We start from the raw sequence: 23,398 nt of genomic DNA, 5'->3' as shown, positions 1-23,398 counted from the left end.
CAAGCTTTTATTGGTTCCTTTTGTGACTCAAATGACAACTATCGCGAACACGCATCTAATACTGGAGGAATCAATGAGTTATACAGAAAAGGATCCGCAGAACGAAAACGGCCCAAAAGTTCCTTTAAGTGATAATCAAAAAGGAACCACTTTTAGCGACAGGTTGCGGAAAGCGATAGACGGCAAGAGCATCCGTCAATTTGCGGCTGATTGCGGAATTAGTTATGGGGCGATGCATAAGTACTTTGCTGGCCACACACAACCGACACTGGACAACTTAGTTGTGCTGGCCCGTACAGCTGGAGTGAGTATCGAATGGCTTGCAACGGGTGAGCAGAGCAGTACTGGTACCAATTTAATTTCAAGGCCAGCAACTCCACCAAGTACAGCCATAAATGATGTGCATGGAAATGAAGTTGATTTAGAAGAGTTCATTTTTGTGCCGCGCTATAACGTGACTGCGTCTGCGGGCTACGGTGCTTGGAATGATGATGAAACGCCTATGTTCACGGTATCATTTAGACGTTATTGGGTGGTTAATCATTTGAAGGCTGATCCCAAACAGCTGTCTGTTATCAGCGTGCAAGGCGACTCGATGGAAGGCGTCCTGAACGACAAAGATATCATCCTTGTAAATCATGGTGATCGGGAACCTAGAGAGGGAATCTATGTATTGCGACTCGATGGACAATTAATCGTAAAACGAGTGCAGCGTTTGCCTGGAGCACAACTCATTGTTACGAGCACAAACCCGGTTTACAAGCCGTTCAACATTGACCTTAACAATGTCCCCTCGGATTTTTGTATTGTTGGCAAAGTGGTCTGGTATGGGCGGGTCATTTAACAGTTTTCAAAACATGTTTAATACCGATCTCATTGCTCTCAAACCAGTGCAAAAGTTAGCGCATTATTTCTCATAATCTATCATTTTCTGTCGAGCTGTGCGGAATCCTCACCGCGCCTCGCATCCCTTGCTATCCAAGGCTTCCGCCGACTTATCAAGCTTCTTTCCCTCATGCAGAAACGATCACCTCCCCACAATACGCTTATCCTCTCGTTAGGAATGGAACTGTATTCCCTTATACAAAAAAACCTCACACAGAGCGTCTGGTGAGGTCAAAATGTAGTTTTAAATGATGAAACTACCCTTCTGAATCTTTTCAGTACTATTCAAAGTTATAGATAGTTACTAATCCCGCAAAACCCCTTTCGGGGTATCTATCATCTGAAGATGTTCCACACTTCATAAATCGTCGCCATTATGAATACTGCACTAAAGAAGTAAGGCCAAAATCGAAGGATTAACCAACTAATACCGCACACCAGGCCAATACCAAGTATCATATCTATAAGCGGGTTAATCCACATGTCATTTAACCTCTTCAGTATTAGTCAATCCATTCGATATGGTCTTCGTTCAGTTGGTATGCGAAATCATCAGGCTCTCTTCCTACCATCATTGTGTTTATATAATAGAGTAGATCATCTATTGTTTTTGTTCTACTCGCATACATTACCCACGCATTGCCATTAGATTCTACCTTGAATACAGTTTGATCTTCTTCTCTTACCACATAAGTACGTTCGTTGTCTTTTTCGGATATGGTTATTTCACTAATCAGCTTCCCGCTGTTATCAGTAATTAGTATGTGCTTTAGTATATCTCTATGGTAGGTGATATCATAAAGATAGTAAGCACCTATGTAACTCGAATCAATTCTTCGGCATTTAACAGAAGATATAACTTTAGCTATATGCTCGTTAGCCTTACGTCTAATTACTGTATTATCTTGATTAGTAAGTTGCTCAATATCATATGTGTAATTCAAAGTAACTGCTTCACATTGATTCTCAAGCGAGTTGATCTTTGCAATCAATTCATCCTTTTCTAAAATTCGTTTCCTCTTAAATTCCATTATTGCAAACAATTCACTTTCATCGTTTGCACTCTGAACCTTTTCATTTAGCAATGCTATTTTTCCATTCACATCAGAAAGTAATCGTTTTAAGGTATCAAGTGACTGATTACTTTTTTCATCACCATAGATTTCATCAAGGTTCAGATTTTTGATATGTTGTAAGAGTACCTTTTCAGTTTCAAAGTACCGTAACATTTTGGAATTACACTTTTCATCTTTTGTTCGTTGCCTGTAACAACGTAAGTATTGTCCACCATTAGACATGGATTGGACGATCATCGGACTACCGCACTCATTACATTTAGTAAGTCCATTGAACAGATTTCTTTGTTTAGTAGTTGTACTTTTTTGCTTTTTGGAAGATACATTCCTATCCATCATTGATTGTACTCTTGAAAAGAGATCATCCTCAATCACTACTGGATAGATACGCTTTGCATTATCGTTAGCTTCTTTCTTTATTTTAGTATTCTCTAAGATCCGCTTTTCAGCATCATTAGTACTTTCATTATCTTTTTTAGGTATGGTGGTGTACTTACCAACAAGGTAGCCATTAAGCCGACGATCACGCAATTTGTTGTAAACCGTAACGGTATTCCAGCCTTTTCCGTTGTACCTCTCCCCTTCTTTGTTCAGAAGATTCACGATCTGAGTTACACCATAACCATCACGGTATAACTCAAATATTTTTGTAATTGTCTGAACCTTCTGAACATCCAATTCATAAGACTTCTTATCCTGACTTAATGACAGCCAATCAGGGGTATTGTTGTTAAGAGCAATACCAGTATCTACAGAGTCTTTTTTACGTTTTTGCCATGACTTCTTACTGATACGAGCCTTACGTTTCGATTCCTGGTAAGCACGTTCAATGCTCGTTGATAGAGTGGACAGTTTATGGTCAAGCTTGTAGCTGTAGATTTGCCCTGTCTCTACTTCAACAATGTCAATGTTACGCTTGATCAGGAAGGTGAATTCATCAATGGCATCATAGCCCTGTTTTCTGGAAAACCTGTCCACACTCTCAATTAGCAAACAGCCTTCTGTAATCTCTCCTGACCTTACACGTTCCTTGAATCGCCCCAATGACCCCTTTGTGAAGTTGTGCCCAGCGTAGCCACTAAGCCCTTTATCCGAATCCAGTACTTCATGATTGCTTGGATCGAGCTGATACCCTAATTCAGCGGGTAGTTTAGCGTTTTCGAGGAAGTCTAATACTGTACTAATCTGGCGATCTAAGCCAAAAGCATCAACCTGCTGCAAGCTCGATACCCTACTATAGATGTAGGCTTTGACAGTTCGCATTCATGCACCTATACATTTGATAAACATAATCATTGAGGAACTCATTATGTCCGATAAAGAATATGTATTCTATAGTACGCTGGAAGAAGCTATTGATGCCGCTCGTGAAGAGTTCCTCGCCGACAACCCCGGCGTTGAAGAAGAAGATGCTGACGTGCAACAGCTTAATATCCAAAAATACGTTCTGCAGGATGGGGATATTATGTGGCAGGCCGAATTCTTTGCCGATGAAGGTGAAGAAGGGGAATGTTTGCCGATATTAAGTGGTGAAGGTGCGCAGGCCGTCTTTGATGGCGACTATGACGAAATAGAACTTCGGCAGGAATGGCTGGAAGAGAATACCCTGCACGAGTGGGATGAGGGGGAGTTTCAGCTCGAGCCGCCGCTGGATACGGAAGAAGGTCAAACCGCAGCCGACGAGTGGGACGAGCGTTAATTTACGCTATTCGTAAGGGCCGTGGCTGGCATCGATCGGCAGCAACAGCGTGTCGAAAATCAGCGAGAACGGCAGATCGAGCACGGTCAGGTAACGCCATGCGGAATCACGAAGATCCCATTTCACGCCCGGGTAATACTGATTTCCGTGGCCTTGCCCTGGAATGGTGCGACTGATGATACTGCCGCAGCCGCTGAGCAGGCATGCCACCATAACGACGATGATTATTCTCATCTTTAACCTCTAAAAAAATACCGGCGATTAAGCCGGTATTTTATCTGGCGGGTGGCGCTTCGCTAACCCGCCTTACTTAACTGCTTACTTCGCCTTCAGAGCGAGCGGATTCAGCTTCACGTCCTTATAGTAGTTCACCCACGAAGAGTATTTCTCCGGAGCGGACCACACGCGGTAGTGAAGACGCGCCATTGTCACCGGGTCGCTCAACAGCACCAGACGACGGTCGCGGTTGAGTTTTTCCGGGGTCTCGTTAAGCGCCTGCTCAACGTGACGATCGCGGGCAATCTCCAGCACCTGGCTGGCGCGGTGACGCGCGGTCGCCATTGCCGTCGCCAGGGCGTTGAATGACGGGTTAAACACGGCGTGCATGAAGCCGTCATCCAGCGAGCGACTGCGGTTCTGTTCCAGGTAACGATCGGTATCCACCAGCACCTGCGGCGGGGAATACTCTTCCGGGATCAGGAACAGCTTCCAGCGTTTGGTTCGCAACCCCACCGTTGAACGGCTGGAAATCACGGACACAAACGGCGACAGGATCAGCGAGAAGACAATCGGCGCCAGCCAGAACAGGAAGCGCAGATCAAGCCACGCCATCCCGGCAGCCCACACCAGACCCAGCAGCAGCTGAGAACCGTGGCGCATAAAGGCTTCACCCCACGGCGTGGAGTCGTCGTCACGCTGCGGTGAGTTCCAGACCACTTCCCAGCCCAGGAACGCACTGACCACAAACACGGTGTGGAACAGCATACGTACCGGCGCCAGCAGGACGGAGAACAGCACTTCCAGCAGCAGTGAAAGGGTCACGCGGAAGAAACCGCCGTACTCTTTCGAGCCTTTGCACCAGATCAGGATGATGCTGAGCAGCTTAGGCAGGAACAGTAGCACCATGGTGGAGGCAAACAGCGCAATCGCCAGCTCCGGACGCCACTGCGGCCACACCGGGAACAGCTGCCGCGGTTGCAGGAAGTATTGCGGCTCCGTCAGGGCATGAACCACCTGTAAGGCAGTCGACAGCGCCAGGAACATAAACCACAGCGGTGCGGAGAGATAAGACATCACGCCCGTCAGGAACACCGCGCGGTGAACCGGGTGCATCCCTTTTACCAGGAACAGGCGGAAGTTCATCAGGTTACCGTGACACCAGCGGCGGTCACGCTTAAGCTCGTCCAGCAGGTTCGGCGGCAGCTCTTCGTAGGATCCCGGCAGGTCGTAGGCAATCCAGACGCCCCAGCCAGCACGACGCATCAGCGCAGCTTCTACGAAGTCATGCGACAGAATAGAACCGGCAAACGAACCCTCACCCGGCAGCGGCGCCAGCGCACAGTGTTCAATGAACGGCTTCACGCGGATAATGGCATTGTGGCCCCAGTAGTGCGATTCACCCAGCTGCCAGAAGTGCAGACCCGCCGTAAACAGCGGCCCGTAAACACGGGTGGCGAACTGCTGGCAGCGCGCATAAAGGGTGTCCATTCCGGACGCTTTTGGCGAGGACTGAATGATACCGGCGTTAGGGTTGGCTTCCATCAGACGCACCAGACCGCTCAGGCAGTCTCCGCTCATGACGGAGTCAGCATCCAGCACTACCATGTAGCTGTACTGGTTACCCCAGCGACGGCAGAAGTCATCGATGTTGCCGCTTTTACGCTTCACGCGACGGCGGCGGCGACGGTAGAAGATCTGGCCTTCGCCCTGCACTTCTGCAATCAGCTCCATCCACGCTTTTTGTTCCGCAACGCAGATATCCGGGTTGTAGCTGTCGCTCAGGATGTAAACGTCGAAATGCTCCGCGTTGCCGGTCGCCTTCACGGACTCCCAGGTCGCACGCAGGCCCGCAAATACGCGGTCAACGTCCTCGTTACAGATAGGCATAATCAGCGCGGTACGGTGCTCGGGATTAAGGGGTTCATCCCCGACCGTTGACGCCGAAATGCTGTATTTGTCACGCCCCATGAGCAATTGCAGGAAGCCCATCAGCGCGGTCCAGAAACCGGCCGAGACCCAGCAGAAGAGGACCGCGAACAGCAGGAGAATGCCGCTCTGCAGGATATACGGCAGCAGCTGCATGAAGGAGACCCAGAGATCCTGGCCCATCATGTCCGTCGGGTTGATAAACGCCCAGCCCTGGTAAGGCAGGATAGTTTTCATGTACCAGGTCGCGACGACCGTCTGCGCCAGCGTCAGAAGCAGCAGGATATAGCGACGGATTGTCCCGACGGTACGCCATTTCTGTTCGGACGCCTGCTCTTCTTTCGTCAGGCGCGACAGATAGCGCGGCGTCACATCACGCCCGCGCAGGCGATCCCAGAAGCGCCCCACCGGGTTGGTGCGCCATGGATCGGGGAACATAGAGGAACGCGTAGCCTTCGGCATCGCCTGAAGCTGATCGCGTCCTTCGTCGTCTTTAATCAACTGCCCTTCCGCCAGCGAGTCCGGCCAGGCCTGCTCCAGACGCGCCTTGACTGACCCGAGCGGCGTATCATCATCACGGGAAAACGTATGATGTTCACCATCCAGCGCGGTGTGAACCGCGCGAATGTCGCTCTTTGGCAGTGCCGCTTTTTCGATATCCGTCAGCGGCATGGCATCAATATATTCAGATGTATTATTCATTGGCAGGTAGCTGATAGCTCCAGGTTTCACTCAGCGGCTGATCGTTACTGACCAGCGCAGCACGCATTTCAGTGGTCTGTTTCGGATCTTTCACTTTCACGCGCAGGGTCAGACGCCAGCCTTTGGTTACCGGGTTGTAACGCACGGTATTCTCAACGATCTCACCGTTATCACCGATGCTGGCCTGAGCGGCAACGGCGGTGTCCGGTGACAGTTTCTTCATATCCTGGCCTGAGAAGTCCACGACAAACGCCACGGTACCGTCAGGCTGACGGATAAGATTAGACTGCTTCACATCACCCGTTGAGCGGCGAGTCTGCATTACATACGCGTTATCCGGCGCATGCAGCTTATCTTCGTCGCGGCTGAAGGTAATGGTGTACTTGAAGTTCATCTCTTTACCGGCTTCCGGCAGTTGATCCGGCGTCCAGTAAGCGACGATGTTATCGTTGGTTTCGTCGTTGGTTGGAATTTCTACCAGCTCGACCTTGCCTTTACCCCAGTCACCGTTTGGCGTGACCCAGGCGCTTGGACGCTGGTCATAGCGATCGTCCAAATCTTCAAAGCGGGAGAACTGACGACCACGCTGCAGCAGGCCAAAACCTTGCGGGTTTTCCATTGCGAAGCTGCTAACCGCCAGATGTTTCGGGTTATTCAGCGGACGCCAGATCCACTCACCGTTGCCGGCATGAATAGACAGACCGTTGGAGTCATGCAGTTCCGGACGGAAGTTGGTAGCCGGTGACGGCTGGTTCGGCCCAAACAGGAACATACTGGTCAGTGGCGCAACGCCCAGTTTGCCCACTTTATCACGCAGGTAAACCTTGGACTGCACGTCAACTACCGTGTCACGACCCGGCATAATCACAAAGCGATAGGCACCGGTTGCACGCGGGGAATCCAGCAGCGCATAAATGGTCAGACGCTTATCCGTTGGCTTTGGACGTTCAATCCAGAACTCACGGAAACGCGGGAACTCTTCACCTGATGGCAGCGCGGTATCAATAGCCAGACCACGCGCAGAAAGCCCGTACACCTGCCCCGCGCCGATGACGCGGAAATAGCTGGCGCCAAGCATGCTGACGATTTCGTCGTTTTTATCTTTGCTGTTGATCGGGTAAAGCACCTTAAAGCCTGCGAAGCCCAGGTCTTTCACCGTATCTTTGTCGTGTTGCACATTGCCAAAATTGAAGTAATCCGGGCTGTACTTGATCTTACGTACCGCGGTTGCCGTCACTTCATTGATGGCAACAGGCGTGTCGAAGTACATACCCTGATGATAAAATTCAAGCTTGAACGGGGTTTTAATATTGCTCCAGTACGCTTTGTCGTGATTGAACTGGATCTGCTGATAGTCCGCATACTTCATGTCGCGGAAAACGGAGGGCAAGTTACTTTTCGGCGCTTCGTAGCTCTTGCCTGCCATCGATTTTGCCTGTTTTGCGACATCGTCGATGTTAAAGGCCAGTGCCGATGAGGTATACAGTGATAACACCACTGCAGCACCCAACCAACGCATTTTCATCATCTGTGGTTTATGTTTCATAATAAGTAAGCACTTCCCCCTTTGTGTGCTTATATCGATCCGATCCATTTTAATGGAAACTCAGGCAATCCGACAACATTATCACTGCTTTGTTCAGCTGCTGGCTCATGGAATAAGCAAATGAAAGAACCCGCTATTCACTTTGCGTGCTTATCCTGGAGACAGGGTGTCGGTCTTGGTGTAGGGTTGGCTTCGAATGTAACCATTATGAGTCTTAGGGATAAGACGAAAAGTCTGAGAATGCACAACGTTATATGAGCACAACACCAACAGAACGTGAATATTTCCTCGACTCGATCAGGGCCTGGCTGATGCTATTGGGGATCCCCTTTCACATTTCACTGATTTACTCCAGCCACACCTGGCATGTAAATAGCCAGATGCCCTCCTGGTGGCTGACGCTGTTTAATGACTTTATTCACGCCTTCCGTATGCAGGTGTTCTTCGTCATATCCGGCTATTTCTCTTACATGCTGTTTCTGCGATACCCGCTCAAGCGCTGGTGGAAAGTGCGCGTAGAGCGCGTGGGGATCCCCATGCTGACCGCAATTCCACTGCTGACGCTGCCTCAGTTCATTATGTTGCAATACGTCAAAGGCAAAGCGGAGAACTGGCCGAACCTTACGCTGTATGAAAAGTACAATACGCTGGTATGGGAGCTGGTGTCTCACCTGTGGTTCCTGCTGGTGCTGGTGGTGCTCACAACGGTGAGCCTGTTGATTTTCAGCCGCCTGCGCCACCGTCTGAGTACAAAAGCCGACACTTTCTTCGCCAACGTTACGATGGGCAAACTGTCAGTGCTCTTCTTGCTGTTGGGGATTGCCTATGCCGCCGTGCGCCGGACGCTGCTTATCGTCTATCCGCCGATTTTGAGCGACGGGTTATTTAATTTTGTGGTGATGCAGTCTCTGTTCTACATTCCGTTCTTTTTAATCGGCGCGCTGGCTTTTATTCATCCGAAGCTTAAATCGCTGTTTGTCACCCCGTCACCGTGGTGCGCGCTGGGGGCAAGCCTCGCGTTCGCGGCCTATCTGCTGAATCAACGCTACGGCAGCGGCGACGCCTGGATGTATGAAACGGAAAGCGTGATCACTATGCTGCTGGGGCTGTGGATGGTGAACGTGGTATTCGCGCTGGGCCACCGCTTGCTGAACTTTAAGTCCAGCCGCGTGACCTACTTCGTTAATGCGTCACTGTTTATCTATCTGGTGCATCACCCGTTGACGCTTTTCTTCGGGGCTTACATCACACCGCACATCGCCTCCAACACGCTGGGCTTCTTTACCGGGCTGGTGTTTGTTGTAGGGGTGGCAATCGTACTCTACGAAATCCATCTGCGGATCCCGCTCCTGCGCTTCCTCTTTTCAGGAAAACCGCAGGCAAAAGCCTCATAAATCACGCGGCGCATCAGATGCGCCGCGTTTGCATCAGCTCTCCAGCTCTTGTCTGCGCTGAGTCAGAAGCCGCTGATAAAGATGCGTGGTGTCGTCGTCGAAACAGACAAAAATCACCTTCTCTGGCAGCGGTTTTAGCGACAAATAGCGGTAAACGGTTTCTACGGCGATCGTTGCGGCAGCGGCCTTAGGGTAACCATACACGCCGGTGCTGATGGCCGGAAACGCCATCGTTTTATAACCGTTGTCGGCGGCCAGTCGCAGACAGTTCCGGTAAGCCTCTTCCAGAATACTCGCTTCGTGCTGGTCCCCGCCATGCCAGACCGGCCCTACCGCGTGAATTACCGCTCTCGCAGGCAGATTGCCCGCCAGCGTAATCACCGCGTGACCGGGAGGACATTCGCCCTGCTGTTGCCGCACGGTTTTACAGGCTTCCAGCAGCTGCGGTCCGGCAGCCCGGTGGATAGCCCCGTCCAGGCCGCCTCCTCCCATCAGGGAGGGATTGGCCGCATTGACGATAACGTCGACGTGCACTGTCGTAATATCGCCATGAATAATTTCAATTTGCGGTTTCATGAAGCCCCTCTGCAACCCGCCATTTTCTTAAGTGTATCGCAGAGGAGACCGGGAGAAAAAACTATCAGAAAAAATCCTCATCCACCGCAGGGCGGGAGAGCGCGCATTAGCGATACTGGATTTCAACAACCGCGAGCGTTTTTTCAGGATTAAGGTATTTCATATTGAGCGTTGCCACGTTTGAGTCGCTCACTTTCCCGTTAAGCGCCTCTGTATAGCTGACCATACGCGTTTGCATACGGTTATTATCTGGACATGACATGGCAAACTGTTGCTTCTGGGGAGTGACTTCACAGGGGTCGGCAACAATAGCACCGCGGAAATGAATGACACCGCCGTCAACAACCGTGGCCGAATAAGCCGGGATACTCAAAGCAGAAACGACCAGACCCAGACCTGCCATGAGTCGAGCAAAATAGTTGTTCATTATAGGTACTCCTCAATGAAAATCGTCCATGAGGGGTAAACGCGCTTCATTTATTATGACAAACGAAGTTTCACGTTACGGAACATAACGACCTGGTCCCTGATATCAGCATAGCTCAACGGCCCAGACCCGCCACATTCACAACCTATTGATTTAATGGGTTTTCATAGCGAACGTTCCGCTGGCGACCACTGTTGTGATAAATGTAGCGATTTACCGTCTGAAACGGTGACAACGATTTTTACCGTGTCTCCCGCATTAATATTTAAACTCAGGCGCATTAAATCAATCGTCTGATTAGCGGGTATAAAAAGGGTGTTTTGCTGCCGGGAAGAACTTTGTCCCCCCTGCCCTTCTCGCACAGAAACAATCTGAACCTGACAATCACACGACTGCGCCAGAGTGACCTGAGGAACAATGGTGGTCATATTTTCCTGCTGTGACGTTTTGAAGGTTATCTGGCTGGAAAGCGCGGCAAGTAGAATTAAGGTATTCATGATGAACTCCCGAAAAAAAACAGGGCTGATGCCCTGTTTTTTTGTAGCACAGATTTCAGTATCAGTACTGATGAGCTGACGCGTGGTTACCAAAACCGATCTGGGTAACGTTAACAGTCGAGTTGGACGCAGTCTGGTCTACGAGTGCACCGTTAAAGCCGCCGGACTGGCTAACGTTCATAACGGATTTTTTACTGTTCCACTGATCAAGTGTCGCACTGTTGCCAAAACCTTTCTGGGTCAGGTTGATTTTACTGTCATCAGAACCCTGACCAACGTCAGCACCGTTAAAGCCGCCGGTCTGGCTAATATTCAGGACGGAATTTCTGGCGTCTGTCTGCAGGGCAACCGCGGAGTTACCGCCACCGTTCTGATAAATATTCAGGGTTGAATTTGGGCCACTATATCCACCATGACCATGTCCATGACCCCATCCGCCCTGATTAATAGAACCCGCCATAGCACTACCAGAAACTACGATTGCTGCAAGTGCTGCCACTTTGATAAATTTCATGGTAAACCCCCATCGGATTGATTAAAGTCGTCGCGAACGCGCTAATGTTGAATAACGTTAATCGCCATTTGCGACTGTTTCTGCACTACAACTGCGGTTTTCTGCGTACCGTACTGCGTAATATTTGCTCTATTACCCGACCCTTTCTGGATAATTTTCGCGCTATTACCGTATCCATCTTGCGTAATACCTGCATCATTCCCGTTACCGCTCTGATCGATCCAGGCTAAATTGTAACTCCCTGATTGATCAACTCTCGCTCTGTTACCCGCCCCATCCTGAGATACAATGGATAAGAGTCTTGAACCGTCCTGGCTAACCTCAGCGTTATTGAAAACGCCCCGTTGACCAATAATGGCTGCCTGATTGAGTGATGAAAGACTTAATTCGTTAACCGCAAAGTTATATTCAGCATTTGCCAAATCTGAATTCGCTGCGGTTACAAATCCAGGCGCACCCAGTAATGTAAACATCATAATTAACGATGTGTTTTTCATGTTGTCACCCTGGACCTGGCTATTTAATCACGCCATAACCCTATAACAATGCTACTTGTTAAAACGACTCGTATTGTGTTAACGCGTCGTTACGGTGAAGAGTATGTCCGCTGAAACATTTTAAATATCTCACCCGCGCGGCTTATTTTTATTTATCGGCTCACCACAAAGTCGTAATTTACATCAAAAATCACTTTAATCAGGTCAGCTTATATTTTTTATTAAGCAGGTCTTGCGATCGGGTTGTACAACGGGATGAAGGCTGTCCAGGCGTCATCCCGCGTTGTTTAAACGTAACGGCTGGAGATCATTTTTCTCAGTGCGTGACACGACGCCTGTTTTCTTAAGCCAGGCAGCAGCCCATTCATGGGCTTAGAAATAATCTGTGACTCATACTTAATTACGGCAACAGGAAAATAACAAATAATCTCAAAAATCAATCACATAAAAATATTTGTATGATTTTTAAAATCTGTGCACATCTATTTATATGTACAACTTTCTCATCAATTATTACCATTAACAACAAGCAGTTTTCACAAATTAATATTGATTTTTACATTCTGTTACACGTTTAACACTTGCTTTAAACTTCGTAAAAGCTAGATTGAAATTAGATGTACAAAATTGGTTTTATATTTACCTCCCTGTGGAGGTTATGGTCTGATTCTACACACAGCAGTGCAACATCTGTCAGTACTTCTGGTGTCCTCTAATAAACAGGAGGACAGCTGCCAGGTGCCAAAAAAAAGTGGGGTTTCATCATGTATAATGAAGTCCATAGTTTACATGGTCATACATTACTGTTGATCACAAAACCTTCTTTGCAAGCGACAGCGTTATTACAACATTTAAAGCAATCTTTATCACTGAACGGGAAATTGCATAATATTCAACGTTCTTTTGATGATATTGCACCTGGCAGCATCATTCTTTTCGATATGATGGAAGCTGATAAAAAGCTTATCCATTACTGGCAAGATATTTTAAGCAGGAAAAACAATAATATCCGCGTGCTATTGTTGAATACGCCTGATGAATATCCTTTCAGAGATATTGAAAGCTGGCCGCATATCAATGGCGTGTTCTACGTCACGGAAGAAGAAGACCGGGTGGTAGAGGGGCTGCAAGGGATATTGCGCGGAGAGTGTTATTTTTCGCAAAAGCTTGCCAGCTATCTCATCACGCACTCCGGAAATTATCGCTATAACAGTTCAGAGTCCGCGCTGCTCACACACCGTGAGAAAGAGATCCTGAACAAGTTACGCATTGGTGCTTCAAATATTGAAATCGCCCGTTCGTTATTTATCAGCGAAAATACGGTAAAGACGCACCTTTATAATCTTTTCAAGAAGATAGCTGTTAAAAACCGAACTCAGGCTGTTTCGTGGGCAAACGATAACCTCAGGCGTTAATCACATGAAGCGCACGTTGAGTTGGATCGCCGCAGCGAGTTTCCTTCTCGCTGCCGGGAATCTGAAGGCCGTCGAGGTCGAAGTTCCCGGATTGTTAACAGACCACACTGTCTCATCGGTCGGGCACAGTTTTTACCGCGCCTTCAGTGACAAATGGGACAGTACCTACACCGGAAATATAACAATCAACGAGCGGCCCAGTGCACGATGGGGAAGTTGGATAACAATAACGGCTAATCAGTACGTTATTTATCAAACGTTTTTATTCCCGACCAAAATAGACTTCGATAAAAACGTAGCCTTAGCACTGGCACAATCAGAAGACGCTATTAATCGCCTGCAAATAGATAAAGCCCTATTAAGCACCAGCGATTTAGCAAAAGACGAGTTCTAGCGAACCGATATGCGGAGGCTGTCATGCGTATTGCATATGCAGTTGTTTCGATAATGCTGATAACACCCATAAGCTGGGCCGGAAACATGACGTTTCAGTTCCGTAACCCTAACTTTGGCGGTAACCCTAATAACGGCGCGTTCCTGCTGAACGAAGCCCAGGCGCAAAACTCCTATAAGGATCCCAGCTTAAAGGATTTTAGCGTTGATACCCCGTCCGCACTGGACAACTTCACTCAAGCTATTCAGTCGCAGATTTTAGGTGGGTTACTGACCAACATTAATACCGGCAAACCCGGCCGCATGGTGACCAACGACTTTATCGTTGATATCGCCAATACTGACGGACAGCTTCAGTTGAACGTGACCGATCGTAAAACCGGAAGAATCTCCACTATTCAGGTTTCCGGTCTACAAAGTAATTCAACTGACTTTTAAACAATAGCTAAATAAGGACAACGATCATGCAGCGCTTCCTGATATTTGTTGCAGTGTGCTTATTGAGCGGTTGTTTAACTGCTCCACCTAAAGAAGCTGCAAAACCGACATTAATGCCTCGGGCCCAGAGTTATCGTGATTTAACGCATTTACCTTCACCGACGGGGAAAATATTTGTCTCCGTATACAACATTCAGGATGAAACCGGGCAATTCAAACCTTACCCGGCAAGTAACTTCTCCACGGCCGTGCCGCAAAGCGCCACCGCGATGCTGGTTACCGCGCTCAAGGATTCGCGCTGGTTTATTCCGCTGGAACGTCAGGGGCTCCAGAACCTGTTGAATGAACGCAAAATCATTCGTGCCGCTCAGGAAAATGGCACCGTCGCGGACAATAACCGCATGCCTCTGCAATCTTTGGCGGCAGCGAACGTGATGATCGAAGGATCGATTATTGGCTACGAAAGTAACGTTAAGTCGGGTGGTGCAGGAGCTCGTTACTTCGGTATCGGTGCGGATACCCAGTACCAGCTTGACCAAATCGCCGTCAACCTGCGTGTGGTTAACGTCAGTACAGGCGAAGTGCTCTCTTCGGTGAACACCAGCAAAACCATTCTGTCTTATGAAGTGCAGGCAGGGGTATTCCGCTTCATCGATTACCAGCGTTTGCTGGAAGGTGAAATTGGCTACACCTCTAACGAGCCGGTCATGATGTGCCTGATGTCAGCCATTGAAACCGGCGTGATCTTCTTAATCAACGACGGTATTGACCGCGGGCTGTGGGATCTGCAAAACAAAGCAGACGTGCAGAACCCGATACTGGTGAAATACCGCGATATGTCAGTCCCTCCGGAATCCTGACAGGAAGCGCATAAAAAAGGCGAGATGATTATCTCGCCTTTTTTTATTCGCTCACCGCAGTGATGTTTTGCGCTTTTCCCCGTCGCGACGCCAGCCAAAGACCGCTGTTTTTCATGGCATAGCCAAACAGCAACCCCAGCGCCAGGGAGGGAACCACCAGCTTCCAGTCACCCTGCCCTGCAAAGGTCGCGCACGCCCCCATAAAGGTCCCCGGCACAAATGAAAGCAGCAGATGCTTAGCCTGGATGCACATTAAAAAGGCAACGACACCCGTCATGACGTACCCCAGCATCTCCAGATGCGGCGCCAGCGCGCTGCCCTTCATGATCACCAGCGCCCAGATAACACCGCTCATCAGCGTGCAGCCAGAGATAAAGAGCCCTTTGACGCCCCCCTGCGGACAGGCGAAATAGGCGGTGCAGCCGAGGAACCCGGCCCAGCTGAGCAATCCGAGAGACACGGCTACCCATCCCCAGAGTCCGGAGAGAATACCTGTCGTTAGTGCGATACAAAGTAATATATTCATGGCGCGCATCTTAGCAGATGCGCACTTTAGAAATGAGATCAGAAGCACATTACGTGCAAGTTGAAATGTTGAGTTGCAGAATTTATGTGATCCAAATCACTCTTCGTTCTCTTCTTCCAGCTCATCCCACATTGCCGCGATAGCGTCGCGGGTCAGCGGAGCCAGCGTTCTCCAGAATGGCGAGGTGGCATGCGCTTCGACTTTACCCAGGAATGTCCCGACCCACGGCAGCAGGTACGTTTCGAACAAGGTTTCGATGGCTTCATTCTCATCATCACCGGCGTTGTCTTCGATCCAGGACGCCGCCAGCAGCAGCGTACCGATATGATCGGCTGGCGTATCGCTCAGCGGCATACCGCGCGTGGAGAGGAACGCGCGGACTTCCGCTTCCGTTGCCCTTTCCTGCCAGGCTGAACGGTATGGCGAAACGCGGCACTCATCGCCAACGAACAGCGCATTGTAGTCCGTCGCGATCTGCTGCATGTCGCAGCTTTTTTGCAGACGTTCCAGTAAATCATCCTGTTCCAGCGGCCAGTTCTGCGCCAGTTTGCCTTCACGAATTAACGTAAAGAGCGGAACCAACAGCGGGTCTTGCGGCTGGCGATAATAGAGCGTACCCAGCACGCGGCAGAGGATGGAAAACTCGTTCATTTTTATGATTCCATTACACAATTAAAGATCGGCAAATTCGGCTATCGGTTCCATTCCGCGCGACTCTAGGAAATCGAGCATGCGGCGTGGGGTCACGTTCAGGATTTGCGCTTCCGGGAAGTTAACATCATTCAGCACTTTCAGGCACTCGCTGAAATCGCCCAGCGTAAACGCGGTATGAGAATCTGAGCCCAGCGCCACCATGCCACCTGCGTCACGCACGGCGGCAGCCACTTCGCGGCAGTTGGCTTCACTGCCCTTACGCGAGTGCACAAAAGAGGAGTTGTTAATCTCCAGCGCCACGCGGTGCTTCGCTGCCGCCTGCGCTACAGCCTGAATATCAATCGGATACCTCGGGTTACCGGGGTGGCTGATAATGTGCACATTGCCGCTGGCAATGGTGGCAATCATCGCCGCGGTGTTGGTGTCTTTATCCTGGGGAGGGAAAACCGGCTCATGGAAACCGGCGAGGATAAGGTCAAGAGACGTCAGCATCGGGCCGGTGCAGTCGATCTCACCGTCGACATTTTTGATGTTCGCCTCAATGCCGCGCAGTATCCCAATACCGTCCACCAGGCGTGGCCAGATCCGCATATTCACAAAATGCCAGTAGTGCGGCGCATCCGCCATGTCCGGGCCATGATCGGTGATCGCGAACAGCTTGATGCCTTTAAGCTTCGCCTGGGCGATATAATCATGGAGGTTGCTATACGCGTGGGTGCTGGCGACGGTGTGCATATGCAGGTCAACGGGATACATCTCTCTCTCCTCTGCGGTTTTTCCAAAGGATAGCAGTTATCAGCGGCGAATATTAGCAAAAACCCGGCGAACGCCGGGTTTCTCTCAGTAGCCGCGCTGTCTGTCGACCTGACCGGTGACCGCGTTACCCTTTTCCATTTCGCTGATGGTATGGGATATATACGCCACCGCTTCTGCCGGACGCGTCACGGCAGCCACGTGCGGGGTCATCGCCACGCGCGGATGCGCCCACAGCGGGCTTTCCGCGGGCAGCGGCTCACGGCTATAGACATCCAGCATGGCGCCTTTGAGCTTTCCACTGTCCAGCGCCTTCAGCAGATCGCCTTCCACCACATGTACCCCGCGCGCGAGGTTCATCAGGTAGCTCTGGTCGACGAGCTGATTGAGCAGGGCTTCATTGATGATCCCTACCGTTTCCGCCGTGTTTGGCAGCAGGTTAATAAGCACGCGTGTCCCTTTCAGGAATGCAGGAAGCTCATCCGTTCCGGCAAAACTCTCAACGCCCGGATAGTCCTTGCGGCTGCGGCTCCAGCAGCGCAACGGGAATCCCCACGGGGCAAGCGCTTCGGCCACTTTTGAGCCCAGCACGCCCGCACCGAGTATGCCGATCGTAAAGTCTTCGCGATGGTACTCCGGCAGCGGCTCCCAGTGGGCTCGCTGTTTAAAGGCCTGATAATCATCAAAGCGGCGGAACCAGTGCAGCACCTGGCTCACGGCATATTCCTGCATTTGCTGGCCCATTCCGGTATCTTCCAAGCGGAAAAGTGGGATATCTTCCGGCAGCATTTCAGGGTGTGCCTTCAGTTTGCTCAGAATGGAATCCACGCCGGCTCCCAGGGCAAAAACGGCCTTCAGCTTGCGGCCCTGGAGCATTTCTACCGGAGGATGCCAGACCAGCGCATAGTCAGCATGTTCATTATCGCCACGCTTCCACTCGCGAACGCGTGCGCCGGGTAACGCCGACGAAAGCGCCTTGAGCCAGTATGCCGTATCAAACGTGGGGTGATAGAAAAGTATATCCATTGTCATTCCTGCCTTTTATTGCGCTGATTTATTTTGCTTTTTCACTGGATTGTCAGCATAACAAATTTATAGCGCGACTGTGTTGCTGATAAAAAAGACGCTTTCAGCACATTTAAGAATCATGTTGCCTGAAGTTTGTCTAAACGCGCTAAATTACTGAAAAAGTGAGTTGACGGCAGTTCGGCTTTTCCTTACATTAGCGCCCGTCCCGGCAACAACGGGATGACAATATGGTGAGGTGTCCGAGTGGCTGAAGGAGCACGCCTGGAAAGTGTGTATACGGCAACGTATCGGGGGTTCGAATCCCCCCCTCACCGCCATATTTAAGATGAGAGCTCGTACGAAAGTACGGGCTTTTTTCTTTTATATTCTCCGAAAAGGGGGGGAAGAGAACCACCGACCGGGGTTCGACAACTGGCGACAGCCAGTTGAACAGACTGAGAGCGCAGCGAACAGGCTGCCCGTAGGGCGAGCGAAGCGAGTCAATCCCCCCCGGTGCTATATGCAACTCAGTGCGGCCTGAGCCCCTCTCCCCAGGTGAGAGGGAAGTGTTACTCTTCCACCATCCGCGCATACTCTTCGGTCAGAAAATCCACCAGCGTCCTGACAGAAGGTAACAACCCGCGCCTTGACGGATAAACAGCATGAATCACTTCCCGTCTGGGTTCCCATGCGTCGAGCACCCGTACCAGTTCCCCCGTCGCCAGCTGGTCCTTGACCATCAAAATCGGCAGCTGCACCACGCCGATGCCTGCCATGGCAGCTTCACGTAGCGCCAGCATGTCGGTGGTGATCAATCGAGGATGGTAATGGATCTCCGCTTTGGCACCTCCGGGACCGGACAGCTCCCATTTATGAATATGTTTCCCCTCGTTCATGCTTAACCCGGGCCAGGCACTGAGTTCAGACGGCACGACGGGTTTTCCCATGCGTTGAATCAACGCCGGACCCGCGACCAGACAATGTCCCCTGTCAGCCAGCACCCTTAATACCAGGTCGCTGTCATCAAACGGACGCGGACGCACGCGGATCGCCACATCAATACCTTCGCCAACAAGATCGACCCGCCGGTTGGTCGCCTCAAGCTGAAGATTGATCCCGGGGTAGCGCGCCATAAATCTGGCCAGCATCGGACCCACGTGGACATGCAACAGAGTTATCGGGCAAGTAATCCTGACAACACCGCGCGGTTCAGCCTGCAGTGCCGCCACGGCTTCCTCCGCGGCCTCGGCCTCCACCATCATCGCTTTACAGTGCTGGTAGAAGGTCTGCCCGACCTCGGTCACCGTAAACTGTCGGGTTGTTCGGTGGATAAGCCGCACGCCAAGGCGTTCCTCGAGCTGCGCTATCCGGCGGCTTAGCCTGGACTTTGGCAGATCAAGCGCCCTTCCCGCCGCCGCAAAGCCGCCGTAGTCCACCACCTTCACAAACCAGACGAAGTCATTGAGATCCTGCATAAATCCTCATCGTTCCATTTTCAGAACAGTGAATGCCATTTTCACTATCTACCGGAGTATTAACTCTGAATATAAGCTAATTACATCAACAGAACATCAGGAGTTAATCATGAAAAACGTAACAGGCGTTTATACCGCTCCCCGCCAGCACTGGGTTGGCGATGGTTTCCCGGTACGTTCGATGTTTTCTTACCAAACCCACGGCGAGCCGCTGAGCCCGTTCCTGCTGCTGGACTACGCGGGCCCGTACACCTTTCCGGCAGATGGGGCGAAACGCGGCGTAGGCCAACACCCTCACCGGGGTTTTGAAACGGTCACCATCGTCTATTCCGGTGAAGTAGAGCATCGCGACTCCACGGGCAAAGGCGGCGTCATTGGCCCCGGCGACGTGCAGTGGATGACGGCAGGTGCAGGCATTTTGCACGAGGAGTTCCACTCCAGCGCGTTCTCGCAGAAAGGCGGAGAACTGAAAATGATGCAGCTTTGGGTCAACCTGCCGGCCAAAGACAAGATGGCGGCACCGGGCTACCAGAGCATTACGAAGGATGCGATCCCGACCGTGACGCTACCGGACAACAGCGGTTCGCTGCGGGTTATTGCCGGTCGCTACGAGGCTGTAACCGGCCCGGCGCACACCTTCTCACCGCTCAACGTCTGGGACATCGCGCTGAACCAGGGAAGCCACCTGACGCTCAATCAGCCCGAAGGCTGGAGCACCGCGCTGGTCGTGCTTGAAGGCAACATCACGGTGAACGGCACAACGCAGGCGGGTGAAGCCCAGCTTGTCGTATTGAGTCAGGAAGGCGACAAACTGCACCTGGAGGCGAACAGCGATGCCAAAGTGCTGCTGATGGCCGGCGAGCCGCTGAATGAACCCATCGTGGGCTATGGCCCGTTTGTGATGAACAGTAAAAGCGAAATCAACGAAGCCATTCGTGATTTTAACTCCGGCCGCTTCGGCCAGATCTGAACGTAATAAAGGAGAAGATAATGTCTACACCTGCAAATTTTAATGGCGCACGTCCGGTTATTGATGTGAGCGATGCGGTGATGTTGCTTATCGATCACCAGAGCGGTCTGTTCCAGACCGTTGGGGATATGCCAATGCCGGAACTGCGCGCCCGTGCGGCTGCGCTGGCAAAAATCGCTACCCTGGCGAAGATCCCGGTGATCACCACCGCGTCCGTTCCGCAGGGACCGAACGGACCGCTTATCCCGGAGATCCACGCCAACGCGCCGCATGCGCAGTATGTTGCCCGTAAAGGCGAGATCAACGCCTGGGATAACCCGGAGTTTGTGGCGGCGGTGAAAGCGACCGGGCGCAAGACGCTGATTATCGCGGGCACTATCACCAGCGTCTGCATGGCCTTCCCGTCAATCAGCGCGGTAGCGGACGGCTATAAGGTGTTTGCGGTGATTGATGCCTCCGGCACCTACAGCAAAATGGCGCAGGAGATCACCCTGGCGCGCGTGGTGCAGGCCGGTGTGGTTCCGATGGATACGGCGGCGGTGGCCTCTGAGATCCAGAGAACCTGGAACCGTGAGGACGCGGCCGAGTGGGCTGAGGTGTATACCCACATCTTCCCGGCTTACCAGCTGCTGATCGAAAGCTACGGCAAAGCACAGGAAGTAGTTAAAAACAGCGAAGTGCTCGATTCACAGCGTTAATAACCCGTGCTGCGACAAGAGCTGATTAAGTCTTAACCGAACGAGCACGAATACAGAAAATCTGCTTGACCGTGTTAGCGCAACTCCCTATAGTAGCGCCCCGTTGCCCCCCAAGCGGTCAGGCAGCAAAAAAATATGGTGAGGTGTCCGAGTGGCTGAAGGAGCACGCCTGGAAAGTGTGTATACGGCAACGTATCGGGGGTTCGAATCCCCCCCTCACCGCCATATTCAAGATGAAAGCTCGTACGAAAGTACGGGCTTTTTTCTTTTATATTCTCCGAAAAAGGGGGGGAAGAGAACCCCCGACCGGGGTTCGACAACTGGCGATAGCCAGTTGGACAGACTGAGAGCGCAGCGAACAGGCTGCCCGCAGGGCGAGCGAAGCGAGTCAATCCCCCCCGGTGCGGACTCAGCCGCCTAAGCGACAAAAAAGCCCGCACTAAAGTACGGGCCCGTCTCAAACCGCTACTCAGCTATTCAACTTTGATGCCGGCTGCTTTCTTTCAAGCGATGAAACCTGCTCAGGCTGAACACCATCCTCATCCTTACGCCCATCAAGCCAGTAATCCGCATTTTTAATTCCCAGCCGAACCGGGTCAAACTGTGGATCCAGCCCCTGCGCATTCTGGATTTCATAATCCTTAAGGCTGGCAAACGCTTTTTTATGCAACAGAACAATGGCAATAATGTTGAGCCACGCCATCAGCCCTACCCCTATATCCCCCAGCCCCCATGCCAGATCCGCGGTGCGAACCGTGCCATATACCGTGGAGGCCATCAGACATAGCTTGAGCAGGAATGTCAGCCATGGACGGTGAATTTTACGGTTAATGAAGGCGATATTAGTTTCGGCAATATAGTAGTAGGCAATAATCGTCGTGAAGGCAAAGAAGAACAGCGCAATGGCAACAAAGTAATTACCAAAGCCTGGCATCATACTTTCCATCGCCGTCTGCACATAGCCAGGACCCGCGGCCACGCCAGCAATCCCGGTATAAAGCGCTGCGCCGTCGACGCCCTGGACGTTATACAGCCCGGTGATCAGCAGCATAAACCCGGTCGCGGAGCAGACAAACAGCGTGTCGATGTAGACCGAGAACGCCTGAACCAGCCCCTGCTTCACCGGATGGCTTACTGCCGCCGCAGATGATGCATGCGGCCCGGTCCCCTGCGCGGCCTCGTTGGAATAGACGCCGCGCTTAACGCCCCACATGATGGCCTGGCCCAGGATGGCACCGAAACCTGCTTCAAGGCCGAACGCACTTTTCCAGATCAGCAGAATAACCGAAGGGAGCTGGTTAATATTAATAGCGATAATCACGCAGGCGACAATAATATACCCCAGCGCCATAAATGGAACGACCATGCTGCTAAAGCTGGCGATCCTTTTCACACCGCCGAAAATAATAAAACTTAACAGCACCGCAAGTAATGCCGCCGTCACGTTCGGACTCAGACCAAAAGCAATATCCAGGCTCGCCCCAATCGAGTTTGCCTGCACGCCCGGAAGTAATAATCCGCAGGAGAAAATAGTCACAATAGCAAATAACCATGCGTACCACTTAACGCCTAAACCTTTTTCAATATAAAAGGCAGGACCGCCGCGATATTCACCGTTAATTTTTTCTTTATAAACTTGTCCCAGGGTGGATTCGACAAATGCGGAGCTGGCACCTAAAAAAGCGACTATCCACATCCAGAAAAGCGCGCCCGGACCGCCAAAGGTAATTGCCGTGGCCACACCGGCGATATTCCCTGTCCCCACGCGGCCTGCCAGCGTCATCGTCAGCGCCTGAAACGACGATACGCCTGCATCGGTAGGACGCCCCTGGAACATCAGGGTAATCATATGTTTAATATGGCGTAATTGCAGGAAGCGACTACGCAGCGAGAAATAGAGGCCGACACCCAGACATAAAAATATTAACGCAGGGCTCCAGATTACACCATTAATAGCACCAACCAGTTCGTTCATGTATGACCCTCAGCGTGATGTTTCAGGGAAAAGGTTCCCCTGTTGTGTTTCTTCTTAGAATTTTGTTCGAACAAGTACGAAACATAGATAACTCACCTGAAGACACCAACTTAATTTTTACTTCGTAGTAATGTTCTGTGACCACATTCACGTTTAATTTTTAACTAACAATTAGCGCGCTCATTATATTCACAGGTATTTTGTGGGTATTATCACTTCATATCACACTTCTGCAAAAAAGAATAAAAACACCCACCCACTTAATAATCGAAATT

Annotated in this window: 24 protein-coding genes and 2 tRNA genes; 11 read left to right on the top strand and 15 right to left on the bottom strand. The window is 50.9% G+C overall.

Annotation, left to right across the window (positions count from 1 at the left end; translation table 11 throughout):
- Positions 1-73 precede the first annotated feature (73 nt).
- Entirely contained in the window at positions 74-844 is a 771-nt protein-coding gene (locus NI40_RS07860; RefSeq protein ID WP_023311691.1) for an XRE family transcriptional regulator, read from the top strand.
- 544 nt (positions 845-1,388) lie between these two features.
- On the opposite strand, the gene NI40_RS07855 is transcribed toward NI40_RS07860, so the two are convergent.
- Positions 1,389-3,224, bottom strand: coding sequence for a recombinase family protein (locus NI40_RS07855; protein WP_039261741.1), 1,836 nt, complete (start codon positions 3,222-3,224; stop codon positions 1,389-1,391).
- Positions 3,225-3,270: 46 nt separating this feature from the next.
- Between NI40_RS07855 and NI40_RS07850 the strand changes: the two genes are divergently transcribed.
- Complete coding sequence (locus NI40_RS07850; RefSeq protein WP_032639599.1) at positions 3,271-3,660, top strand: MysB family protein; 390 nt, start codon at positions 3,271-3,273, stop codon at positions 3,658-3,660.
- A gap of 6 nt (positions 3,661-3,666) precedes the next feature.
- Here NI40_RS07850 and NI40_RS07845 read toward each other — a convergent pair whose 3' ends face one another.
- From NI40_RS07845 to mdoG, 3 genes are all read right to left on the bottom strand, one after another.
- Positions 3,667-3,894: a YceK/YidQ family lipoprotein gene (locus tag NI40_RS07845; protein ID WP_033145189.1), complete on the bottom strand. Its 228-nt coding sequence runs from the start codon at positions 3,892-3,894 to the stop codon at positions 3,667-3,669.
- An 84-nt stretch (positions 3,895-3,978) separates the two neighbouring features.
- Entirely contained in the window at positions 3,979-6,507 is a 2,529-nt protein-coding gene (gene mdoH / locus NI40_RS07840; RefSeq protein ID WP_023311116.1) for a glucans biosynthesis glucosyltransferase MdoH, read from the bottom strand.
- On the bottom strand, positions 6,500-8,053 hold the full coding sequence (gene mdoG, locus NI40_RS07835) for a glucans biosynthesis protein MdoG (RefSeq protein ID WP_039261737.1): 1,554 nt from the start codon (positions 8,051-8,053) through the stop codon (positions 6,500-6,502). Before mdoG ends, mdoH begins: the two co-directional genes overlap by 8 nt.
- Positions 8,054-8,307: 254 nt before the next feature.
- Here mdoG and mdoC point away from each other — a divergent pair, with 254 nt between their 5' ends.
- Positions 8,308-9,447, top strand: coding sequence for a glucans biosynthesis protein MdoC (gene mdoC / locus NI40_RS07830; protein ID WP_039261736.1), 1,140 nt, complete (start codon positions 8,308-8,310; stop codon positions 9,445-9,447).
- 33 nt (positions 9,448-9,480) lie between these two features.
- Here the strand turns inward: mdoC and ymdB are convergent, their stop codons facing one another.
- From ymdB to csgB, 5 genes are all read right to left on the bottom strand, one after another.
- Positions 9,481-10,023, bottom strand: coding sequence for an O-acetyl-ADP-ribose deacetylase (gene ymdB / locus NI40_RS07825; protein ID WP_039261733.1), 543 nt, complete (start codon positions 10,021-10,023; stop codon positions 9,481-9,483).
- 106 nt (positions 10,024-10,129) lie between these two features.
- Positions 10,130-10,450, bottom strand: coding sequence for a type 1 fimbrial protein (locus NI40_RS07820; RefSeq protein ID WP_039261731.1), 321 nt, complete (start codon positions 10,448-10,450; stop codon positions 10,130-10,132).
- Positions 10,451-10,614: 164 nt separating this feature from the next.
- Positions 10,615-10,947, bottom strand: coding sequence for a curli assembly chaperone CsgC (gene csgC / locus NI40_RS07815; RefSeq protein ID WP_033145185.1), 333 nt, complete (start codon positions 10,945-10,947; stop codon positions 10,615-10,617).
- Positions 10,948-11,008: 61 nt separating this feature from the next.
- Entirely contained in the window at positions 11,009-11,461 is a 453-nt protein-coding gene (csgA, locus tag NI40_RS22595) for a curli major subunit CsgA (protein ID WP_039261729.1), read from the bottom strand.
- A gap of 41 nt (positions 11,462-11,502) precedes the next feature.
- Positions 11,503-11,958, bottom strand: coding sequence for a curli minor subunit CsgB (csgB, locus tag NI40_RS07805; RefSeq protein WP_033145183.1), 456 nt, complete (start codon positions 11,956-11,958; stop codon positions 11,503-11,505).
- A gap of 764 nt (positions 11,959-12,722) precedes the next feature.
- Here csgB and csgD point away from each other — a divergent pair.
- Genes csgD through csgG form a run of 4 tightly spaced genes read left to right on the top strand, consistent with a single transcriptional unit; the run spans position 12,723 to position 15,064 of the window.
- Positions 12,723-13,373 (top strand): biofilm master transcriptional regulator CsgD, encoded by a 651-nt coding sequence (csgD, locus tag NI40_RS07800; RefSeq protein WP_021240790.1) that lies wholly within the window; start codon positions 12,723-12,725, stop codon positions 13,371-13,373.
- A 4-nt stretch (positions 13,374-13,377) separates the two neighbouring features.
- A complete protein-coding gene (gene csgE, locus NI40_RS07795) occupies positions 13,378-13,767 on the top strand; it encodes a curli production assembly/transport protein CsgE (RefSeq protein ID WP_033145182.1) in 390 nt (129 codons plus the stop codon).
- Positions 13,768-13,790: 23 nt separating this feature from the next.
- A complete protein-coding gene (csgF, locus tag NI40_RS07790; RefSeq protein ID WP_008500846.1) occupies positions 13,791-14,204 on the top strand; it encodes a curli production assembly/transport protein CsgF in 414 nt (137 codons plus the stop codon).
- A gap of 26 nt (positions 14,205-14,230) precedes the next feature.
- A complete protein-coding gene (csgG, locus tag NI40_RS07785; RefSeq protein WP_039261726.1) occupies positions 14,231-15,064 on the top strand; it encodes a curli production assembly/transport protein CsgG in 834 nt (277 codons plus the stop codon).
- Positions 15,065-15,107: 43 nt separating this feature from the next.
- On the opposite strand, the gene NI40_RS07780 is transcribed toward csgG, so the two are convergent.
- The 4 genes from NI40_RS07780 to ghrA all read right to left on the bottom strand — a co-directional run bounded on the left by NI40_RS07780 (position 15,108) and on the right by ghrA (position 18,023).
- The gene (locus NI40_RS07780) at positions 15,108-15,590 is read right to left on the bottom strand and encodes a DUF1097 domain-containing protein (RefSeq protein WP_074399111.1); all 483 of its coding nucleotides are present in this window, start codon (positions 15,588-15,590) and stop codon (positions 15,108-15,110) included.
- A 96-nt stretch (positions 15,591-15,686) separates the two neighbouring features.
- Positions 15,687-16,241, bottom strand: a complete 555-nt coding sequence (locus NI40_RS07775) for a TorD/DmsD family molecular chaperone (RefSeq protein WP_039261723.1) — start codon at positions 16,239-16,241, stop codon at positions 15,687-15,689.
- A 21-nt stretch (positions 16,242-16,262) separates the two neighbouring features.
- Complete coding sequence (locus NI40_RS07770; protein ID WP_039261721.1) at positions 16,263-17,000, bottom strand: phosphatase; 738 nt, start codon at positions 16,998-17,000, stop codon at positions 16,263-16,265.
- A gap of 84 nt (positions 17,001-17,084) precedes the next feature.
- Positions 17,085-18,023: a glyoxylate/hydroxypyruvate reductase GhrA gene (gene ghrA, locus NI40_RS07765; RefSeq protein ID WP_039261720.1), complete on the bottom strand. Its 939-nt coding sequence runs from the start codon at positions 18,021-18,023 to the stop codon at positions 17,085-17,087.
- A gap of 232 nt (positions 18,024-18,255) precedes the next feature.
- Between ghrA and NI40_RS07760 the strand changes: the two genes are divergently transcribed.
- Positions 18,256-18,343, top strand: a tRNA-Ser gene (locus tag NI40_RS07760).
- Between the two features lie 231 nt (positions 18,344-18,574).
- On the opposite strand, the gene NI40_RS07755 is transcribed toward NI40_RS07760, so the two are convergent.
- On the bottom strand, positions 18,575-19,480 hold the full coding sequence (locus NI40_RS07755) for a LysR family transcriptional regulator (RefSeq protein ID WP_039261718.1): 906 nt from the start codon (positions 19,478-19,480) through the stop codon (positions 18,575-18,577).
- A 109-nt stretch (positions 19,481-19,589) separates the two neighbouring features.
- On the opposite strand from NI40_RS07755, the gene NI40_RS07750 reads away from it, so the two are divergent.
- The 3 genes from NI40_RS07750 (at position 19,590) to NI40_RS07740 (ending at position 21,373) form a co-directional block, all read left to right on the top strand.
- The gene (locus NI40_RS07750) at positions 19,590-20,450 is read left to right on the top strand and encodes a pirin family protein (protein WP_039261716.1); all 861 of its coding nucleotides are present in this window, start codon (positions 19,590-19,592) and stop codon (positions 20,448-20,450) included.
- Positions 20,451-20,470: 20 nt separating this feature from the next.
- Positions 20,471-21,148 carry an isochorismatase family protein gene (locus tag NI40_RS07745; RefSeq protein ID WP_039261714.1) on the top strand — a complete coding sequence of 226 codons (678 nt, stop codon included), beginning with the start codon at positions 20,471-20,473 and terminating at the stop codon, positions 21,146-21,148.
- 137 nt (positions 21,149-21,285) lie between these two features.
- Positions 21,286-21,373: transfer RNA gene (locus NI40_RS07740), tRNA-Ser, on the top strand.
- A gap of 244 nt (positions 21,374-21,617) precedes the next feature.
- Here NI40_RS07740 and NI40_RS07735 read toward each other — a convergent pair.
- On the bottom strand, positions 21,618-23,123 hold the full coding sequence (locus tag NI40_RS07735; protein WP_039261711.1) for an alanine/glycine:cation symporter family protein: 1,506 nt from the start codon (positions 23,121-23,123) through the stop codon (positions 21,618-21,620).
- Positions 23,124-23,398: the final 275 nt, after the last annotated feature.

The organism is Enterobacter sp. E20 (assembly GCF_000801755.2).
Classification (GTDB): domain Bacteria; phylum Pseudomonadota; class Gammaproteobacteria; order Enterobacterales; family Enterobacteriaceae; genus Enterobacter; species Enterobacter asburiae_B.
This window is presented reverse-complemented; position numbering and strand designations above follow the sequence as displayed.

Coding starts and splice junctions, on each gene's coding strand:
- NI40_RS07845 (WP_033145189.1), bottom strand. CDS start 3,894: ATGAGAATAATCATCGTCGTTATGGTGGCATGCCTGCTCAGCGGCTGC.
- NI40_RS07855 (WP_039261741.1), bottom strand. CDS start 3,224: ATGCGAACTGTCAAAGCCTACATCTATAGTAGGGTATCGAGCTTGCAG.
- ymdB (WP_039261733.1), bottom strand. CDS start 10,023: ATGAAACCGCAAATTGAAATTATTCATGGCGATATTACGACAGTGCAC.
- NI40_RS07850 (WP_032639599.1), top strand. CDS start 3,271: ATGTCCGATAAAGAATATGTATTCTATAGTACGCTGGAAGAAGCTATT.
- csgC (WP_033145185.1), bottom strand. CDS start 10,947: ATGAATACCTTAATTCTACTTGCCGCGCTTTCCAGCCAGATAACCTTC.
- NI40_RS07775 (WP_039261723.1), bottom strand. CDS start 16,241: ATGAACGAGTTTTCCATCCTCTGCCGCGTGCTGGGTACGCTCTATTAT.
- mdoC (WP_039261736.1), top strand. CDS start 8,308: ATGAGCACAACACCAACAGAACGTGAATATTTCCTCGACTCGATCAGG.
- mdoH (WP_023311116.1), bottom strand. CDS start 6,507: ATGAATAATACATCTGAATATATTGATGCCATGCCGCTGACGGATATC.
- NI40_RS07745 (WP_039261714.1), top strand. CDS start 20,471: ATGTCTACACCTGCAAATTTTAATGGCGCACGTCCGGTTATTGATGTG.
- NI40_RS07735 (WP_039261711.1), bottom strand. CDS start 23,123: ATGAACGAACTGGTTGGTGCTATTAATGGTGTAATCTGGAGCCCTGCG.
- csgB (WP_033145183.1), bottom strand. CDS start 11,958: ATGAAAAACACATCGTTAATTATGATGTTTACATTACTGGGTGCGCCT.
- NI40_RS07770 (WP_039261721.1), bottom strand. CDS start 17,000: ATGTATCCCGTTGACCTGCATATGCACACCGTCGCCAGCACCCACGCG.
- csgG (WP_039261726.1), top strand. CDS start 14,231: ATGCAGCGCTTCCTGATATTTGTTGCAGTGTGCTTATTGAGCGGTTGT.
- NI40_RS07750 (WP_039261716.1), top strand. CDS start 19,590: ATGAAAAACGTAACAGGCGTTTATACCGCTCCCCGCCAGCACTGGGTT.
- mdoG (WP_039261737.1), bottom strand. CDS start 8,053: ATGAAACATAAACCACAGATGATGAAAATGCGTTGGTTGGGTGCTGCA.
- csgD (WP_021240790.1), top strand. CDS start 12,723: ATGTATAATGAAGTCCATAGTTTACATGGTCATACATTACTGTTGATC.
- csgA (WP_039261729.1), bottom strand. CDS start 11,461: ATGAAATTTATCAAAGTGGCAGCACTTGCAGCAATCGTAGTTTCTGGT.
- NI40_RS07755 (WP_039261718.1), bottom strand. CDS start 19,480: ATGCAGGATCTCAATGACTTCGTCTGGTTTGTGAAGGTGGTGGACTAC.
- NI40_RS07820 (WP_039261731.1), bottom strand. CDS start 10,450: ATGAACAACTATTTTGCTCGACTCATGGCAGGTCTGGGTCTGGTCGTT.
- csgF (WP_008500846.1), top strand. CDS start 13,791: ATGCGTATTGCATATGCAGTTGTTTCGATAATGCTGATAACACCCATA.
- ghrA (WP_039261720.1), bottom strand. CDS start 18,023: ATGGATATACTTTTCTATCACCCCACGTTTGATACGGCATACTGGCTC.
- NI40_RS07860 (WP_023311691.1), top strand. CDS start 74: ATGAGTTATACAGAAAAGGATCCGCAGAACGAAAACGGCCCAAAAGTT.
- csgE (WP_033145182.1), top strand. CDS start 13,378: ATGAAGCGCACGTTGAGTTGGATCGCCGCAGCGAGTTTCCTTCTCGCT.
- NI40_RS07780 (WP_074399111.1), bottom strand. CDS start 15,590: ATGAATATATTACTTTGTATCGCACTAACGACAGGTATTCTCTCCGGA.